This window comes from Mesorhizobium sp. M0698 (genome assembly GCF_040320455.1).
Lineage (GTDB): Bacteria > Pseudomonadota > Alphaproteobacteria > Rhizobiales > Rhizobiaceae > Mesorhizobium.
In genome coordinates, this window is sequence record NZ_JAMYPQ010000003.1 from 1 (window position 1) to 14,578 (window position 14,578).

The window sequence follows — 14,578 nt, forward strand, 5'->3', positions numbered from 1 at the left end:
GAACTACCCAGGGGCACACCCATGCAAATGCCGGAGGGTCGGCGGCCCTCGCTTATTAAACTCGGGGGCCCCTTACACCCACACCCCCACGCGCGGCCGGGGGGAATGCCCCGCCCGGCGGGCAATGCCGGCGAGCGTGCCGGCCGAAATGCTGTGGTCGCCGCCGAGAAAGATCGGCATCGCATCGGCGCTCGCGGCATAGGCCGTTTCGCTGATTGCCGCCGTCCAGGCCGCAATTTCCGGCAGCGCCTTCACCGCCGCGTTGCCGTGTACGACAGGACGCATGTCGGCAGGGACGATCGTTCCGAGGTCGGTCAGCGTATGGCCGAGCTCGGTCAGTGCGCCGGCCAGGCCGGCCGTGCGCAGCGCACTCGGCCCCATCTCGCAGCCCATGCGGCCTGAGCCGGCCTGGATCGGCGCCCCAACGATCGTGCAATGCATTTGTCATACCCCGCCAATTACGATGCCTTTATTGAAGCCGGCATCGCTGGCAGAATGAACATGTCAAATTGGCAAATTTGTCGAAGTGCCTTACCATAGCGGCAGCATCTACTTCCGTTGTGAGCAATCATGGACCACCTCGACGAGCAGATCATCACCTCTTTGCGGCACGACGCCCGGCGCAGCATTTCCGACCTTGCCGTTAGCCTGGGTGTCTCCCGGGCAACGGTAAGGTCCCGGATCGAGCGGCTTGAAAGAGACGGCGTCATCGTCGGCTACACCGTCATTCTGCGCGCCGACGCGGTCGATCAGCGCGTGCGTGGCATCATGATGATCGAGATCGAAGGCCACGCCGCCGATCGCGTCATTCGGGCGCTGGGCGGCTTCTCCGAGGTCTCGACCATCCACACCACCAATGGCCGCTGGGATCTGGTGATAGAACTCGGAACCCAGACCCTGAGCGAGTTCGACGCGGTGCTGAGACGTATCCGCCTGATCCCCGGAATTACCGGCAGCGAAACAAGCCTGCTCCTGGCAACGCCGCGCACCACCAAGGCGCGGCTGTGACCTTCGAGGAACCGCCTTGGGCCTGTAGCGATAACGAAATCCGAAGCCACAGAACCTTCAATTGCCGGTGCGGTTAGAGCAATTCCAGGAAAAGTGTGAAACGGTTTTCCGTTCGGAATTGCGTCAAACAAGAGAGATCGGTTCAGCGTTTCCCCCGATGAACCGTTCTAGGCTCGGACAGCCCTTCTTCGAGGGAGAACAATCATGGCTCACGCCCAGCAGGAACTGGTCGAATTCGTTATCAGCAAAGCGTTCAATCCGGTCGTGCGGGCCAAACCAGACGGAAAATCCGATGCCGAACGCAAGACGCTCGAGCACGTCCAGCAAGCCACGAAGACCGAGATCGAGCGCTATCGCCATTACGGCTCGGCCGAGGAGGTCGCGACCAATTTCAAGCGCGACCTGAGCTCAGATGCCGCCAAAAAGTTGCACTCCCAGCTGCGGCGCCTGCATCTGCCGACGATCGAGGATATTCGCGACGAATTTGAGGACAAAGCCCGCAAGCTCGGGGTCAAGGCCTCGTCGTAGATCCGCGACCGGTCCTCGGTGACGTCCGTCAGGCTGTCATCACAAGCCGTCCTTGGTCGGAGGCCACCCTGACCGAACCGTCTCGGGGATGTTGTCCGACGTCAGATCGCCCCGATTGAGCTTTTCGATCGCTTCATCGGCTTCGCTTTCGTCGAGACCGGAAAGCGGCAACCCGCCGACCACGACGGCTTCGTCGCTCTCGCTGTCATAGACCTCCCAGAGGCCTTCTGAATCCTGTCGTTTGTCGAACGGCATGGCACTCTCCAACACCGCTATTGTACGCCTGCCACCCATTTCAGGGCCTGGGCTTTTTCGTCCTCCGGGAACACCCGCGCCTCGATTTGCGGAAACAGCGCGTCCGTCATTTCCGTAGCTGCCTTGATCCACTGCTTGTCGGAAATCACGGCGGCACGTTTGAAGCGGTGGAGCTCGCCAAGTTTGCTCAGCCCATACTGCAGGTCGCGCCGCAAGGCGCCAGCCGTCATGTCCTCGAAATCGGTAAGATCGGTCAGGACGCCGATGTCCTTATGGTCGCTCAGTTTGGCTTCGATTGCCGGGATGACTCTGTCGTAGTCGTCCGCTGTCACAGTGCCGGTGACACGAAAGGCGGCGACGTTCTGGGGAGCGGAAATCATCTCGATCATTTTTCCCCCGGTTTCTGACTGGCTGGCTGCCTGAAACAAACTCGGGCCATTCGCGGATGTTCCCTGCCAAAGGCGTGTTTCACTTCGACCTAAAATGACGATCGGCCGGCTTCCCCGACCGGCCCTCGGATCACCTGGGTGACGACGGTGTAACGCGTGATTTGGCCCTCCTCGGGGTCCTCTCCGTCGAAGTGGATTTCTGCATTCAGCGGCAGCTGCGCGGTGTTGCCGAACTGCTTGACGGCGGAGACATGCACAATCTGCACGTCGGGGTCACGCGTCATGGCGTCCATTGCCGCAAGCTCGGCCGTGCTGCTGCCGCCGATCCGCCAACTGGCTTCCAGCACTCCCGATCGCCAGATGCCCGAGGAATCGACACCTTGGCCGATGTCGTAGTTGCGCCGTGAGGCGAAAAATCCGGGATAGCCATCCATCGCCGCGTCGTAGGTCCTCGCCTGCGCCACGGCCAAACCCAGCGTCGGCGATAATCGCAGCTCATCCAGCGCCTCCCATCCGCCGCGCACGACGACCAGATCGGATCCGCCGTAAACGGGCTGTCCGTCGTTGTCGGTCGTCGTCCGCTGGGTGCCGTAATAGCTGATCGACAATTCGTCGATCATGGTTCTGCCAACGCTCAGCGTAACGATGTCGCGAAGCTGCGTTTCGAGAACAAGGCCGTATTCGCTTAGGTCAGAGGATGGATATTGGTCCAGCAGCCTTTCGACATCGCCGACCGTCGCGGCGGTGTGCTGGTCGCGGCCCCGCGAAGCGCGCGGTGGCTTGAACCGGACCAGCCCGAGCTCCAGCAGACGTTGCGCTGCGCGCAGCGCGTCGTGGCGTGAAAATGCGGTGTAACCGGGCAGTACGGCCGCGGCGACGGCCCTGCCGAAGCCGGCGTGCCATTCTTTTGGCCGTGCCGCCGATCCGTCCACCAGCTCGTGGGTTATGGCCTTGGTGGTTGCGAGGCGCCAGGGCACCACACCGCCGAAGAGGTCGTCCGGCCCGTTTATGCCCAGTTGGAGCGCATCGACGGCAAGCAGGCTGTCGTCCGGCACGAAATACAGTCGGCCACTGTCACCGCCGCCGTCACGCAGGCCCTGGCGGAAGGCAAAGCCCTTCAACGCCGCAATCGTGCGCGCAACGGCAGCGACGGTTTCCCGCTCGTGGGTATAGATTGTCTCGCCGCCCGGCACGGAGAATGCGACCACAACACCTTTCGCCCCGCTTGGTTGCTTACCGCTTAGCCCGGTCATGTCGCGCCCTTCGTCCATTGCCGAGCCTCTTGCCGCCATTCCGCGGCGATGCGTCCGAACCGAAAAACCCGCTTCCTCGGCGAATGTTCCGGCCAACGGCCGGCTGCGGGTTTGACCAGGTGGCTGCCCGGAACATCGGTGGCTCGCGGTTGTTATGCGGGAACCTCAGCCAGGGAGATCGAGACCATGGCTTTCACGCTCAAAGCTCGATGGCGAAAAAATACCGCCGCGCTATTCCCGCGACGGCGGCAACGTCTCGCCGCCATTGGAGTGGACGGACGCGCCGCAAGGAACCAAAAGCTTCGTCCTGGCCGTCGAGGACCCCGACGCCCCTTCAGGCATGTTCCGTCATTGGGCGGTCTACGACATCGACGCACAGCGGAACTTTCTTCCCGAAGGCACGACCGCCGGCGCCAAGACCGAGAGCCTCGGACACGGCGTCAATGATTTCGGCAATCCTCATTATGACGGCCCCCAGCCGCCGCCTGGGCATGGGCTCCACCATTACCATTTCCGGCTTCTTGCGGTCGACGTCGAGACGCTGCGTCTCGACGAGAAGGCTGCCGTCGAAGACGTGCTGAAACAGGCCGCGCCGCACGTCGTGGGAGAGGCCGAGCTCGTCGGCACATTCGAACGGGCTTGAGACCGGAGCTCGCTGTCGCATGAACTGCGGCGAACGGCCGGAATAATCGCTAAAGCGCGTCGCGTTCGATCGGCCTCATGCGACGCGCTTTAGATTCTTGTTTTTACGCATGTCGTTATCACAAAACCGCTGCACACTTTTGCGCGACATGCATCAGCGGTTCATGTTCATGATCGCGTTCATCGGCATCAAATTGTGGTCGAGGTTGGCCATGATCCAGATCGAGCCGCCAATCACCAGAACTACGATCAGCACGCCGAAGGCAAGCGCTAGAGCGTTGTTGGTGTTGTCCGGCCCCGTCGTGATGTGCAGGAAGAAGACGAGATGCACGCCCATCTGGGCGATCGCAAGCACGACCAGCGCCACCGGAATGCCGGGTGCCCATATCAGGTTGGTTCCGAGCAACCAGAACGAGGCGATGGTCAACAGCGTTGCCAGCCCGAGGCCGATCACATAGCCGCGTAGCCCGGATCCGACTTCGGTGTCGCCGAGGTATTCGTCACCCGGCGCCGTATCGATGTCGTAGCGCTCCAGCCCATCGGTGTCGCGCCGTTGCGCGTGGCGATCGTCCGCATTGCTCATCGACTTGCTCCCAGGAGATAGACCACCGTGAACAGGGCGACCCAGATGATGTCGAGGGCGTGCCAGAACAGGCTGAAGCACATGAAACGCCGAAGAATATCGTCACGGAATCCCTTGGCGAAGATCTGCGCCATCATCGTGAGCAGCCACAGCAGCCCCGCCGTCACGTGAAGGCCATGGCATCCAACCAGCGTGAAGAACGCCGACAGGAAAGCACTGCGCGTCGGTCCGGCATCGCGGGCAACCATATGCGCGAACTCGCGCAACTCGAGCAGGATGAAGCTGGCGCCGAGCACGAAAGTGACAGCCATCGCGACATAGAACCAGGAGCTTCGCCGCGCTGTCACGGCGAGGCTGGCGAGACCGCAGGTAAAACTCGACAAAAGCAGGGCCGCCGTCTCGATCGCGACGTTGCGCAGGTCGAACAGCTCGGCCCCGCTTGGTCCGCCCGCCGTCTTGCCCGCCAGCACGGCGTAGGCCGCGAAGAAGGCCGAGAACATCACGATGTCGCTCAGGAGGAAGATCCAGAAGCCGTAGCCGACGACGATCCGGATCGGTGCCGGGCCGCCGTCGCCGTGGCCAGGTGCATGGCCGTGCCCGCCATGGAGGCGGTAAGGGTCACGCTCTCGAACATCGATCGCGGTCATGGCCTTGGCCCTGTGTAGGTAACCAGCGCCTCGCGGCGGGCACTTCGGTTGGCGCGGTCGATCCGGGCGACTTCGGCGGCAGGAATGACGTATTCGGGGATGTCGCGCCACGCGAATACGACGAAGGTGGCCAAAGCACCGAGAGCGCCGAGCGCCACCATCCACCAGATGTGCCAGATGAGGGCAAAACCCATTACGGTCGCAAAGAAGGCGCAGATGAACCCGGTGGGACTGTTGCGCGGCATCTCGATCGGCTCGTAGTCAGGCTCGTCGCGCAGCCGGTTTTGTTCGCGTGCCCGCTGCTTGATGCTCCAGTAGGGCTCTTCGCCCTCGACATGCGGAAGCGCGGCGAAGTTGAAGACCGGCGGCGGCGAGGGCGTGGCCCATTCCAGCGAGCGGCCGTCCCAGGGATCTCCGGTGGCGTCGCGAAGCGCCGCGCGCTGCCGGATGCTGACGACGAGCTGTACGATCTGCGCGACCACGCCGGCGGTAGTGATTAACATGCCGACGCCGGCAGCCAGCACCCAGGGATACCATGCCGACACGTCGAAATGCTGCATTCGGCGGGTCATGCCGAGCAGGCCAACAGCGTAGAGCGGCACGAAAGTGACGTAGAAGCCGATCAGAGTCAGCCAGAAGGCCAGCTTGCCCCAGCCCTCGTGCAGCCGGAAACCGAATGCCTTTGGAAACCAGTAGGTATATCCCGCGAAGGCGCCGAACAGCACACCGCCGATGATGACGTTGTGGAAATGCGCCACCAGGAACAGGCTGTTGTGGAGCAGGAAATCGGCCGGCGGCACGGCCAGCAACACGCCCGTCATACCGCCGATGACGAACGTCACCATAAAGCCCAGCGACCACAGCATTGGCGTCGCGAAGCGGATGCGGCCGCCATACATGGTGAACATCCAGTTGTAGATCTTCACGCCGGTACCGACAGCAATGATGCTGGTGGCGATGCCGAACGCGGCGTTGACGTCGGCCCCGGCGCCCATGGTGAAGAAGTGGTGCAGCCACACCATGAAGGAGACGATGCAGATGAAGAGCGTCGCGGCCACCATCGAGCGGTAGCCGAACAGCGGCTTGCTGGAGAAGGTAGAGATGACCTCCGAGAAGATGCCGAACGCCGGCAGGACGAGGATATAGACCTCGGGATGGCCCCAGGCCCAGATCAGGTTCACGAACATCAGCATGTTGCCGCCGGCTTCATTGGTGAAGAAATGAAAGCCGAAATAGCGGTCGAGCGTCAGCATCGCGAGCGTGGCGGTGAGGATCGGGAAGGCGGCGACGATGAGCAGGCTGGCGGCGAGTGAGGTCCAGCAGAACATCGACATCCTGAGGTAGCTCATGCCGGGCGCCCGCATCTTCAGGATCGTGGTGACGAAATTGATCCCGGTGAGCAGCGTTCCGACGCCCGATATCTGCACCGCCCACAGATAATAGTCGACGCCGACGCCCGGCGAATAGGCGGTCTCGCTGAGCGGCGGATAGGGCAGCCATCCGGTACGGGCGAATTCGCCGATCACCAGCGAGATGTTGACCAGCAGCGCACCGGTGGCGGTGAGCCAGAAGCTCACCGAGTTGAGCGTCGGAAAGGCAACGTCGCGGACGCCGAGCTGCAGCGGCACGACCAGGTTCATCAGGCCGATGACGAACGGCATCGCCCCGAAAAAGATCATGATGGTGCCGTGGGCGGAAAAGACCTGGTTGAAGTGATCGGGCGGCAGATAGCCGGGCGCCTGGAAGGCGAGGGCTTGCTGGGACCGCATCATGACGGCGTCGCTGAAGCCGCGCAGCAGCATCAGCAGCGCCAGCAGCGTGTACATCACGCCGATCCGCTTGTGATCGACGCTGGTGATCCATTCGCGCCACAGATAGGGGAAATGGCCGGCCAGGAAGACCCAGGCCAGCACGCCGAGAATTGCCAGGGCGACGACCGCCGAGGCGATCATCGGCAGAGGCTGATCGAACGGAATGACGTCCCAGCTCAATTTTCCGAGCATTGTCAGCCTCCTGTCGCGGGCGATACGCTCGGCTCGGGGCGACCGGCCTGGGGACCGGGCGCGGGCGGAACGCCCTGCGTCGCGATTTCATGGAAAAGGTCCGGCTCGACCGAGCGATAGGTCGAAGGCGGCACGTCGATGCTCTGTCTGGCCAGTTCCTGGTAGCTGGCCTTGTCGAGTGCCTGTCCCTGGCTTCGCGCCGAATTGACAAACGCGTCGAAGGCATCCGCTGCGACGGCATGCAGCACGAATTGCATGCCTGGAAAACCGTCACCGCTGAAATGGGCCGACCGCCCATAGAATTCGCCGGGCTGATCCGCCTGCAGGTGAAGCTGCGTCGTCATGCCATTCATCGTATAGATCATGCCGCCAAGCTGAGGCACGAAGAACGCGTTCATGACGCTTGCCGAGGTAAGCGAGAAATGCACCGGCCTGCCCGCCGGCACCACGAGCTGGTTGATGCTCGCCACATTCTGCTCGGGGTAGATGAACAGCCATTTCCAGTCGAGCGAGACGACCTGCACCTCAAGCGGCTTTTGCTGCGAATCCAGCGGCTTCATTGGATCGAGGTCATGCGACCCGATCCAGATGATGCCGCTCAGAAACAGGATGACGAGGATGGGGATCGACCAGACCACCAGTTCGATGCGTCCGGAATAGGCCCATTCCGGCAGGTACCGCGCTCTTGTGTTGGTTTCCCGGAACCACCAGGCAAAGCCGAGCGTCGCCACGATCGTCGGGATGACGATGGCCAGCATGATGGCGACCGAATTGAGCAGGATCGTCCGCTGCGCCGCCCCCACCGGCCCTTGCGGATCGAGCACGCCGCCCTGGCAGCCGGCAAGCAGCCCGACCAGCAAAATCGTCGCGCCGAGGCAGCCAAGACGGATGGCGGCACAGTTTCGAACGATCACCCTCAGCAGCATGAGATCTCGCCGTTTCCTGAAAACCGATTGGAACGTTGCAGGCAGCGTGGCTGCCAACCCCGAATGTGCGCGCCGGTGTGCTCCTGGCGACAGTTTCTTCACGCACGCGGCTCCGGCTGGCAGAACCACATGCGGCGGACGTCATCGTTAAGCGGTCGACCTGTCGAGAACCCCTCCAAATCCTAAAAACCAGCGGCAAATCCCAAGCAACCAGAGCCAAATCTTAAGAAACCAGCGACAGGACCCAGATCGAAGTTATCGCCAGAAACGTGGCGAATGCCAAGGCGGTAAACCGGTTCATGGCCGCGCCCACCGTTGTCCATTTAGTCCGCTCCCCGCGACTCGGCGCTGAATCCAGTGACGCTGCCCAGTGATGCTGCTCCAGATGGCTGCGCCAACCGAACGAATGTTCGTCGCGAAAGTTCCCAAAAAGCCAGATCCATCGCAGCCTTTGGTTGCAGGCCGGCGGCAACGCGATGCGCACCAAGGATGGTTGGGCGGCTTTCTCGCCAAACAGAAGCGAGGACTGGCTTTGCGTATGTAAAAACTACTTGTCTAGGTGAAAATAGTTGCTACTAATCGGCTGGGCCGGCGCATGGCCGCCTCTGGGAGGAATTTCGGCATGACAAGACTGCGCGGCCTCGCGTGGGATCACCGACGCTGCTGGGGTCCGCTCGACGCCAGCATCGGGCCGTATTGTGCCGCCAATCCCGGTCTTGAGATCGAATGGGACCGCCGCAGCCTCTACGAGTTCGGCGAGGGCGCGCTTGGTCCGGTGCTCGGCGCCTATGATCTTGTCGTGTTCGACCATCCGTTCATCGGCGATATTGCCGAAGGCGGGCTGATGGTGCCGTTCGATTTGTCGGCCGAGCAGCGCCGCGGCTTCGAACGGGATTCGGTCGGCGCGTCCTGGCAATCCTACGCAAGGGACGGGCGCCAATGGGCGTTGCCGATCGATGCTGCCTGTCAGGTTGCCTCATATCGCCCCGATCTGCTGGAGCGCTACGGGCCGCTGCCGCGCAGCCATGACGAGGTGCTGGAGCTCGGCCGGCGCGCCTTGAAGGACGGCAAATGGCTTGGGCTGCCGTTGGTGCCGACTGACGCCATGTGCCTGCTTTTGACGCTGGGTGAGCCCCGGGAAGACGGCGACGAGTTCATCGCCGGGGAAAAAATCGAGCAGGCCGTCGGGCAGTTGCGCCAGCTTGCGGCGCTGTCGCACCCGAACTCGCCGAAATGGAACCCGATCCGTTGCTACGATCAGATGATCGCGCATGACGACGTGGTCTACGTGCCGTTCGCCTTCGGCTATGTGAACTACGCCTCTAAGGCAGACAGGCCGTATCTGCGCTTCGCCGACGTGCCGACGCCGCGATCCGCCGGCGCCTTGCTCGGCGGCGCCGGCATCGGCGTCAGCGCCCAATCGAAACACAAGCAGGCAGCCATCGATTACGCGCTATTTCTGTGCTCGCCCGGCTATCAGCGCGGCGACTATGTGAAATCCGGCGGACAGCCGGGGTCGCTGGCGGCGTGGCAGGATACCGAGGTCAACGCGCTCTCGGGCGGCTTCTTCGCCTCGACTCTGGCGACGATCGAAGCCTCCTATCTGCGCCCGACCCATCCGGGCTTCATCAGCTTCTTCCGCCAATGCGCCCCTCATGCCGCGGCGGCGATCGCCGGCGAATTGCAGGCGGCCGAGCTCGCGGATCGGCTGAACCGGCTCTATCGCGAGACCAGGCATGGCCAGCCGCAACGGAGCGTCGCGTAATGGCCGCCGATATTGCCCAGATCGTCGACGAAGGCGAAAGCGGCCGCAACGGCTATCGGGTGCCGGCGGTGGAGAAGGCGCTCGACATACTGGAATTCATGGCTGCCAGCGGCGAGCCGCTGACCCAAACCGAGATCGCCACCGGAATGGGGCGCTCCATTCACGAGATCTACCGCATCCTGCTGTTGCTGGAGAAGCGCGGCTACATTTTCCGGACGCAATCGGACCGCTTCCGCCTGTCGCTGAAGCTGTTCGAGCTGGCGCATATGCATCCGCCGGTAAACCGCCTGGTCGAATGTGCGCTGCCGGTGATGCGCGGCCTGGCCGCCAATGCCGACCAGAGCTGCCATCTCGTCGTGCGCGAAGGCGAGAGCGCACTGGTCGTGCTGCAGATCGATTCGCCTTTGCCGATGCGTTATTCGGTTGCCCTTGGCTCGCATTTCCCGATACTCGAAACGAGCTCCGGCGCGGTGCTGCTGGCGCATTCGAGCCGCGCCGAGCGCGACCGCATCGTCGAACGGATCGTCGCCGCAGGCGAAGGCCAAGGCAGCCGGACGGAAATCGAAGCGCGGCTGAACGAGGTCGCAAGGCTCGGCTATGAAATGCGCGCCTCGCTGGCTGTCGAGGGCTGCACCAACATCTCGATGCCGGTGCGCGACCATACCGGCGCCGTCATTGCCGCGCTCACCGTCCCCTTCCTGCCGCAAAAGGCCGCCCGCTTCGATCGCAGCACCGTCTTCGAGCGGACGAAGGCGGCGGCCGAGACGATATCGGCGGCGCTGGGCGCGGGCGAAGCTGCCGCCTCTTCACGTGCCGACCCGGAACGGCGGGACTATCCGTTCAGCAACTGACAAGAAATACAGGGAGAAGAAACATGAACTGGTCCAAATCGATGCTGTTTGCCTCGGCGGCGGTGCTTGCTCTGAGCGCCGCCGCGGCACACGCCGAAAACATGCCGAAGCGCATCGGCTACGTCACCAACTACGCCACGCATGAGTGGTATCAGAACGTCATCAAGGGCATGCAGTCCCGCGCCAAGGAACTTGGTATCGAGCTCGAGGTGCAGGACGCCAATCTGGACGTTGCCAAGGAGGTCTCCGCCGCCGAAGATTTCATGGCCAAGGGCGTCGACGTCCTGATCATCACGCCCGTCAACGAGGAAGGCGTCGTGCCGCTGCTGCGCCAGGCGAAATCCAACAACGTTCCAGTCGTGCTCGAAGGCAATCCGGTCAAGGGCATGACCACAATGGTCGCGATCTGCGACTACGACACCGGCTACACCGCCGGCGTCGAAGCCGGCAAATACGCCAAGGAAAAGCTCGAAGGCAAAGCCAAGGTGATGAATGTCGGCTTGCCGCTGCTGTCCGCCACGGTGCTGCGGTCGCAGGGTTTCATGGATGGCCTGAAGACCATCATCCCCGACGCGGTCATGGTCCACGACCTCGACGGTGGCGGCAATCCCGATCGCGCGCTCGAGGTCTCTTCGGCGGCACTTGCCAAGAACGCCGACATCAACATCATCTACGGCATCAACGATTCCTCCTCGCTCGGCGGCCTTCAGGCCTGGAAAGCGGCCGGCAAGTCGCAGGACGGCCTGTTGACGGTCGGCACCGGCGGCGAAGGCCTCGCCTTCATCAATGCAATGCAGAACGAGCCGTCCTATCGCATCGAAGCCGCGATGTTCCCGGAAAAGGAAGGCTACACCGCCATCGATGCAGCGGTTAAGCTCTTCAACGGCGAAGAGGTGCCGGAACACATCGTCAGCCCCACCGCGCCGATGAACGGTGACGACTGGAAGAAGTTCTACGACTACGATGGCACCACACGCAAAATCAAATGGGATGCCGTCAATGCGCTTCAGCCACCGGAAAAATGCATGAAAACTTCCGCCGATCTGAAGAAGTAAGGATTCCGGGTAGCCCTTCCCGCACGGCGGGAAGGGTGGCGGATCGGATATGCCGACGGCAAAACAGGGCAACCGTCCTGTTTTGGCCGGCAGTTCCAGACGGCGACGGCACCGATACGGGCCCGGAAATGAAATGGACATGAGCGAGCTTACGCAATCCTCCGCGCCAAGGCGTTTCATCGGCGGCCAGCTGCTGGGCAGCAGCCAGCTGGTGCTCGGCGTGATCCTGGCCGTGCTCTGCATCGCCATTTCGATTGCCGCGCCGCAATTCTATTCCGAGGCCAACATCATCGCCATCCTGCGCCAATGCGCGCTGGTGCTGATCGTCGCCTCCGGCATGACGATGCTGATCATCACCGCGGAAGTCGACCTGTCGGTCGGTGCATCGCTGGCTTTTGTCGGCTGCATCGGCATGGCCGTGCTGAATTCAACGCACAGCCTGACGCTCGGGCTGCTGGCGGCGCTCGCCTTTGCCGGTGCCGTCGGCCTGTTCAACGGGCTGGTCGTCACCAGGCTCAAAGTGAACTCGCTGATCGCCACCATCGGCACCATGATGATGCTGCAGGGCGGCGTTTATCTGTTCACCCGCGAGGCGGTGCAGAACCACCACCGGCTTGCCGGCTTCACCGATCTCGGCGCCGGCTATCTCGGCGCGATCCCGCTGCCCGTAGTCATTGCCGCGCTGATTTTCGCGCTGGCCGCGGCAACGCTGCGCTTCACCACGCTCGGCCGTTATCTCTACGCTGTCGGCGCCAACGAGCGCGCGGTTCGTCTCTCCGGCGTGCGCTCGCAACGGCTGAAACTGTTCGCCTTCGTCGTCACCGGCCTGTGCGTCGGCATCGCCGGCATGATCCTGTCGTCGCTGATGAATGCCGGCCAGCCGACCGCCGGCCGCGGCTTCGAGCTGACGGTGATTGCCGCCGTCATCCTCGGCGGCACCAGCCTGCTTGGCGGCCGCGGTTCGCTGCTCGGCACGTTGCTGGGCGTGCTGGTGCTGAAGGTCATCGACAACGGCATCATCATCCTCGGCTGGAACCAGGACCTGCAGATGGTGGTGCCTGGCATCGTCATCATCCTGGCGACCTATCTCGACATCGTCCGGAACAGAGCCAATGTCGGTTGATTTCCTTCACCCCGGCAAAACCGCGGCCGTCGACAAAAGCGTGCCGGCGCTGGAGATGCGCGGCATCGGCAAGCGTTTTCCCGGCGTGGTGGCGCTGGACAATGTCGATCTGACCTTGGAACCCGGCAAAATCCATGCCCTGATGGGCGAGAACGGCGCCGGCAAGTCGACGCTGATCAAGATCATGGCCGGGGTCTACGGCAAGGATGCCGGCACCATCCGCCTGCGCGGCCGCGAGGCCGACATCAAGTCGCCGCGCGATAGCCTGAAAGAGGGCATCAAGGTGGTGTTCCAGGAGATCGCGCTGATCGCTGAATTCAGCGTCGCCGAAAACATCTTCCTCGAAGGCTATCCGACCGGCAAAGGCGGCTCGATCGACTGGAAGAAGATCCGTGCCGATGCGGCCGCTCTGTTCAAGCGTATCGGCTTCAATGTCGACCCGGCGGCGCGCACGGGATCGCTGCCGGTCAGCCAGCAGCAGATGGTCGAGATCGCCCGCGCACTCGCCCATGAGGCCCGCGTCGTGGTGATGGACGAGCCGACCTCCTCGCTGACGCCGAACGAGGTCTCGCTGCTGTTCACCGTCATCCGCCGGCTGGCCGCGCTCGGCATCGCGGTGCTCTATGTCAGCCACAAGCTCGACGAGGTCTTCGAGATCGCCGACACCGTGACCGTGCTGCGCGATGGCCGCCACGTCTCGACCAGGCCGATCGGCGAGCACACCAACGACACGCTGATCCAGGACATGATCGGCCGGCGCATCGAAAACCTGTTCCCTCGCAAGCGCGGCGCGCCGGGCAGCAAGGTCGCGCTTTCCGTTGAAGGGCTCAGCACCGCCAAGAAGCTGAAGGATGTGTCGTTCGAGGCGCATGCCGGCGAGGTCCTCGGCTTCTTCGGCCTGATGGGGGCCGGCCGGACCGAGCTCGCCAAGGCCATCGTCGGCTTCGACCCGATCACTTCCGGCGCCATTTCGGTCGATGGCAGCCGGCTGCTGCCGCACGAAACGCACACCGGCGTCCGGCTCGGCATCGGCCTGCTCACCGAGGACCGCAAGAGCGAGGGGCTGATGGGCGAGTTGCCGGTCTACCAGAATGCCAGCCTCGCCTCACTCGGCGCCTTCGCCAGAATGGGCTTCGTCGACAAGGTCAGCGAACGCAAGGCGGTGCAGGACTATGTCGACCGTTTCCGCATCCGGACGCCCAGCCTGTTCCAGCAGGTCAAGAATCTGTCCGGCGGCAATCAGCAGAAGGTGCTGATCTCGCGCTGGCTGATGCGAGGCCTGAAGGTGATCGTCGTCGACGAGCCGACCCGCGGCATCGACGTCGGCGCCAAGTCGGAGATTTTTGCGCTCATCGACCGGCTCGCCGGCGAGGGCCTGGCGGTCGTCATGATGACGTCCGAAATGCCCGAGCTGCTGGGGCTTGCCGACCGCATCGCGGTGATGTGCGAAGGCCGCCTCACCGCGATCATGCCTCGCGACGAGGCCACGCAGGAGAACATCCTCAATGCGGCGATCGGCTAAGACGATGACGCTTCGCAAAGGGACCAAG

At 63.0% G+C, this 14,578-nt stretch carries 15 protein-coding genes and 1 pseudogene; 8 read left to right on the forward strand and 8 right to left on the reverse strand.

Annotated elements, in window-relative coordinates; all coding sequences use genetic code 11:
- Window positions 1-75: 75 nt before the first annotated feature.
- Window positions 76-441: pseudogene (locus NKI16_RS07635) on the reverse strand (arginase family protein); the annotation flags it as partial.
- Between the two features lie 129 nt (window positions 442-570).
- On the opposite strand from NKI16_RS07635, the gene NKI16_RS07640 reads away from it, so the two are divergent.
- A complete protein-coding gene (locus NKI16_RS07640) occupies window positions 571-1,008 on the forward strand; it encodes an Lrp/AsnC family transcriptional regulator (RefSeq protein WP_023677055.1) in 438 nt (145 codons plus the stop codon).
- 204 nt (window positions 1,009-1,212) lie between these two features.
- The gene (locus NKI16_RS07645; protein WP_023677054.1) at window positions 1,213-1,536 is read left to right on the forward strand and encodes a hypothetical protein; all 324 of its coding nucleotides are present in this window, start codon (window positions 1,213-1,215) and stop codon (window positions 1,534-1,536) included.
- Window positions 1,537-1,575: 39 nt separating this feature from the next.
- Here NKI16_RS07645 and NKI16_RS07650 read toward each other — a convergent pair whose 3' ends face one another.
- The 3 genes from NKI16_RS07650 to NKI16_RS07660 are packed head-to-tail and all read right to left on the reverse strand — an operon-like array spanning window position 1,576 to window position 3,451.
- Window positions 1,576-1,791, reverse strand: a complete 216-nt coding sequence (locus tag NKI16_RS07650; protein ID WP_031211849.1) for a hypothetical protein — start codon at window positions 1,789-1,791, stop codon at window positions 1,576-1,578.
- 17 nt (window positions 1,792-1,808) lie between these two features.
- A complete protein-coding gene (locus NKI16_RS07655) occupies window positions 1,809-2,219 on the reverse strand; it encodes a SpoIIAA family protein (protein WP_352645257.1) in 411 nt (136 codons plus the stop codon).
- A gap of 50 nt (window positions 2,220-2,269) precedes the next feature.
- Window positions 2,270-3,451, reverse strand: coding sequence for a DUF3182 family protein (locus NKI16_RS07660; RefSeq protein WP_023677051.1), 1,182 nt, complete (start codon window positions 3,449-3,451; stop codon window positions 2,270-2,272).
- Between the two features lie 136 nt (window positions 3,452-3,587).
- Here NKI16_RS07660 and NKI16_RS07665 point away from each other — a divergent pair, with 136 nt between their 5' ends.
- Window positions 3,588-4,076, forward strand: a complete 489-nt coding sequence (locus NKI16_RS07665) for a YbhB/YbcL family Raf kinase inhibitor-like protein (protein ID WP_352571840.1) — start codon at window positions 3,588-3,590, stop codon at window positions 4,074-4,076.
- Window positions 4,077-4,229: 153 nt separating this feature from the next.
- Here the strand turns inward: NKI16_RS07665 and cyoD are convergent, their stop codons facing one another.
- The 4 genes from cyoD to cyoA are packed head-to-tail and all read right to left on the reverse strand — an operon-like array spanning window position 4,230 to window position 8,234.
- The gene (gene cyoD / locus NKI16_RS07670; RefSeq protein WP_023677049.1) at window positions 4,230-4,658 is read right to left on the reverse strand and encodes a cytochrome o ubiquinol oxidase subunit IV; all 429 of its coding nucleotides are present in this window, start codon (window positions 4,656-4,658) and stop codon (window positions 4,230-4,232) included.
- Window positions 4,655-5,305 (reverse strand): cytochrome o ubiquinol oxidase subunit III, encoded by a 651-nt coding sequence (cyoC, locus tag NKI16_RS07675; protein ID WP_023677048.1) that lies wholly within the window; start codon window positions 5,303-5,305, stop codon window positions 4,655-4,657. Before cyoC ends, cyoD begins: the two co-directional genes overlap by 4 nt.
- Window positions 5,302-7,308 carry a cytochrome o ubiquinol oxidase subunit I gene (cyoB, locus tag NKI16_RS07680; RefSeq protein ID WP_023677047.1) on the reverse strand — a complete coding sequence of 669 codons (2,007 nt, stop codon included), beginning with the start codon at window positions 7,306-7,308 and terminating at the stop codon, window positions 5,302-5,304. Before cyoB ends, cyoC begins: the two co-directional genes overlap by 4 nt.
- Before the next feature lie 2 nt (window positions 7,309-7,310).
- Window positions 7,311-8,234: a ubiquinol oxidase subunit II gene (cyoA, locus tag NKI16_RS07685; RefSeq protein WP_352620540.1), complete on the reverse strand. Its 924-nt coding sequence runs from the start codon at window positions 8,232-8,234 to the stop codon at window positions 7,311-7,313.
- Window positions 8,235-8,856: 622 nt separating this feature from the next.
- On the opposite strand from cyoA, the gene NKI16_RS07690 reads away from it, so the two are divergent.
- The 5 genes from NKI16_RS07690 to NKI16_RS07710 all read left to right on the forward strand — a co-directional run bounded on the left by NKI16_RS07690 (window position 8,857) and on the right by NKI16_RS07710 (window position 14,550).
- Window positions 8,857-9,999 (forward strand): ABC transporter substrate-binding protein, encoded by a 1,143-nt coding sequence (locus NKI16_RS07690; RefSeq protein ID WP_352571839.1) that lies wholly within the window; start codon window positions 8,857-8,859, stop codon window positions 9,997-9,999.
- On the forward strand, window positions 9,999-10,850 hold the full coding sequence (locus NKI16_RS07695) for an IclR family transcriptional regulator (RefSeq protein WP_023677043.1): 852 nt from the start codon (window positions 9,999-10,001) through the stop codon (window positions 10,848-10,850). The genes NKI16_RS07690 and NKI16_RS07695 overlap by 1 nt, the downstream gene beginning before the upstream one ends.
- A gap of 23 nt (window positions 10,851-10,873) precedes the next feature.
- The gene (locus NKI16_RS07700) at window positions 10,874-11,905 is read left to right on the forward strand and encodes a sugar ABC transporter substrate-binding protein (protein WP_023677042.1); all 1,032 of its coding nucleotides are present in this window, start codon (window positions 10,874-10,876) and stop codon (window positions 11,903-11,905) included.
- A 139-nt stretch (window positions 11,906-12,044) separates the two neighbouring features.
- Window positions 12,045-13,028, forward strand: coding sequence for an ABC transporter permease (locus NKI16_RS07705; RefSeq protein ID WP_352571838.1), 984 nt, complete (start codon window positions 12,045-12,047; stop codon window positions 13,026-13,028).
- Window positions 13,018-14,550 (forward strand): sugar ABC transporter ATP-binding protein, encoded by a 1,533-nt coding sequence (locus NKI16_RS07710; RefSeq protein WP_352571837.1) that lies wholly within the window; start codon window positions 13,018-13,020, stop codon window positions 14,548-14,550. The genes NKI16_RS07705 and NKI16_RS07710 overlap by 11 nt, the downstream gene beginning before the upstream one ends.
- Window positions 14,551-14,578: the final 28 nt, after the last annotated feature.

Bases quoted from the DNA above. Each gene is read 5' to 3' on its own strand.
- NKI16_RS07645 (WP_023677054.1), top strand. From the start codon at position 1,213: ATGGCTCACGCCCAGCAGGAACTGGTCGAATTCGTTATCAGCAAAGCG.
- NKI16_RS07710 (WP_352571837.1), top strand. From the start codon at position 13,018: ATGTCGGTTGATTTCCTTCACCCCGGCAAAACCGCGGCCGTCGACAAA.
- NKI16_RS07700 (WP_023677042.1), top strand. From the start codon at position 10,874: ATGAACTGGTCCAAATCGATGCTGTTTGCCTCGGCGGCGGTGCTTGCT.
- NKI16_RS07640 (WP_023677055.1), top strand. From the start codon at position 571: ATGGACCACCTCGACGAGCAGATCATCACCTCTTTGCGGCACGACGCC.
- NKI16_RS07660 (WP_023677051.1), bottom strand. From the start codon at position 3,451: ATGGACGAAGGGCGCGACATGACCGGGCTAAGCGGTAAGCAACCAAGC.
- cyoD (WP_023677049.1), bottom strand. From the start codon at position 4,658: ATGAGCAATGCGGACGATCGCCACGCGCAACGGCGCGACACCGATGGG.
- cyoB (WP_023677047.1), bottom strand. From the start codon at position 7,308: ATGCTCGGAAAATTGAGCTGGGACGTCATTCCGTTCGATCAGCCTCTG.
- cyoA (WP_352620540.1), bottom strand. From the start codon at position 8,234: ATGCTGCTGAGGGTGATCGTTCGAAACTGTGCCGCCATCCGTCTTGGC.
- NKI16_RS07705 (WP_352571838.1), top strand. From the start codon at position 12,045: ATGAGCGAGCTTACGCAATCCTCCGCGCCAAGGCGTTTCATCGGCGGC.
- NKI16_RS07650 (WP_031211849.1), bottom strand. From the start codon at position 1,791: ATGCCGTTCGACAAACGACAGGATTCAGAAGGCCTCTGGGAGGTCTAT.
- NKI16_RS07695 (WP_023677043.1), top strand. From the start codon at position 9,999: ATGGCCGCCGATATTGCCCAGATCGTCGACGAAGGCGAAAGCGGCCGC.
- NKI16_RS07665 (WP_352571840.1), top strand. From the start codon at position 3,588: ATGCGGGAACCTCAGCCAGGGAGATCGAGACCATGGCTTTCACGCTCA.
- cyoC (WP_023677048.1), bottom strand. From the start codon at position 5,305: ATGACCGCGATCGATGTTCGAGAGCGTGACCCTTACCGCCTCCATGGC.
- NKI16_RS07690 (WP_352571839.1), top strand. From the start codon at position 8,857: ATGACAAGACTGCGCGGCCTCGCGTGGGATCACCGACGCTGCTGGGGT.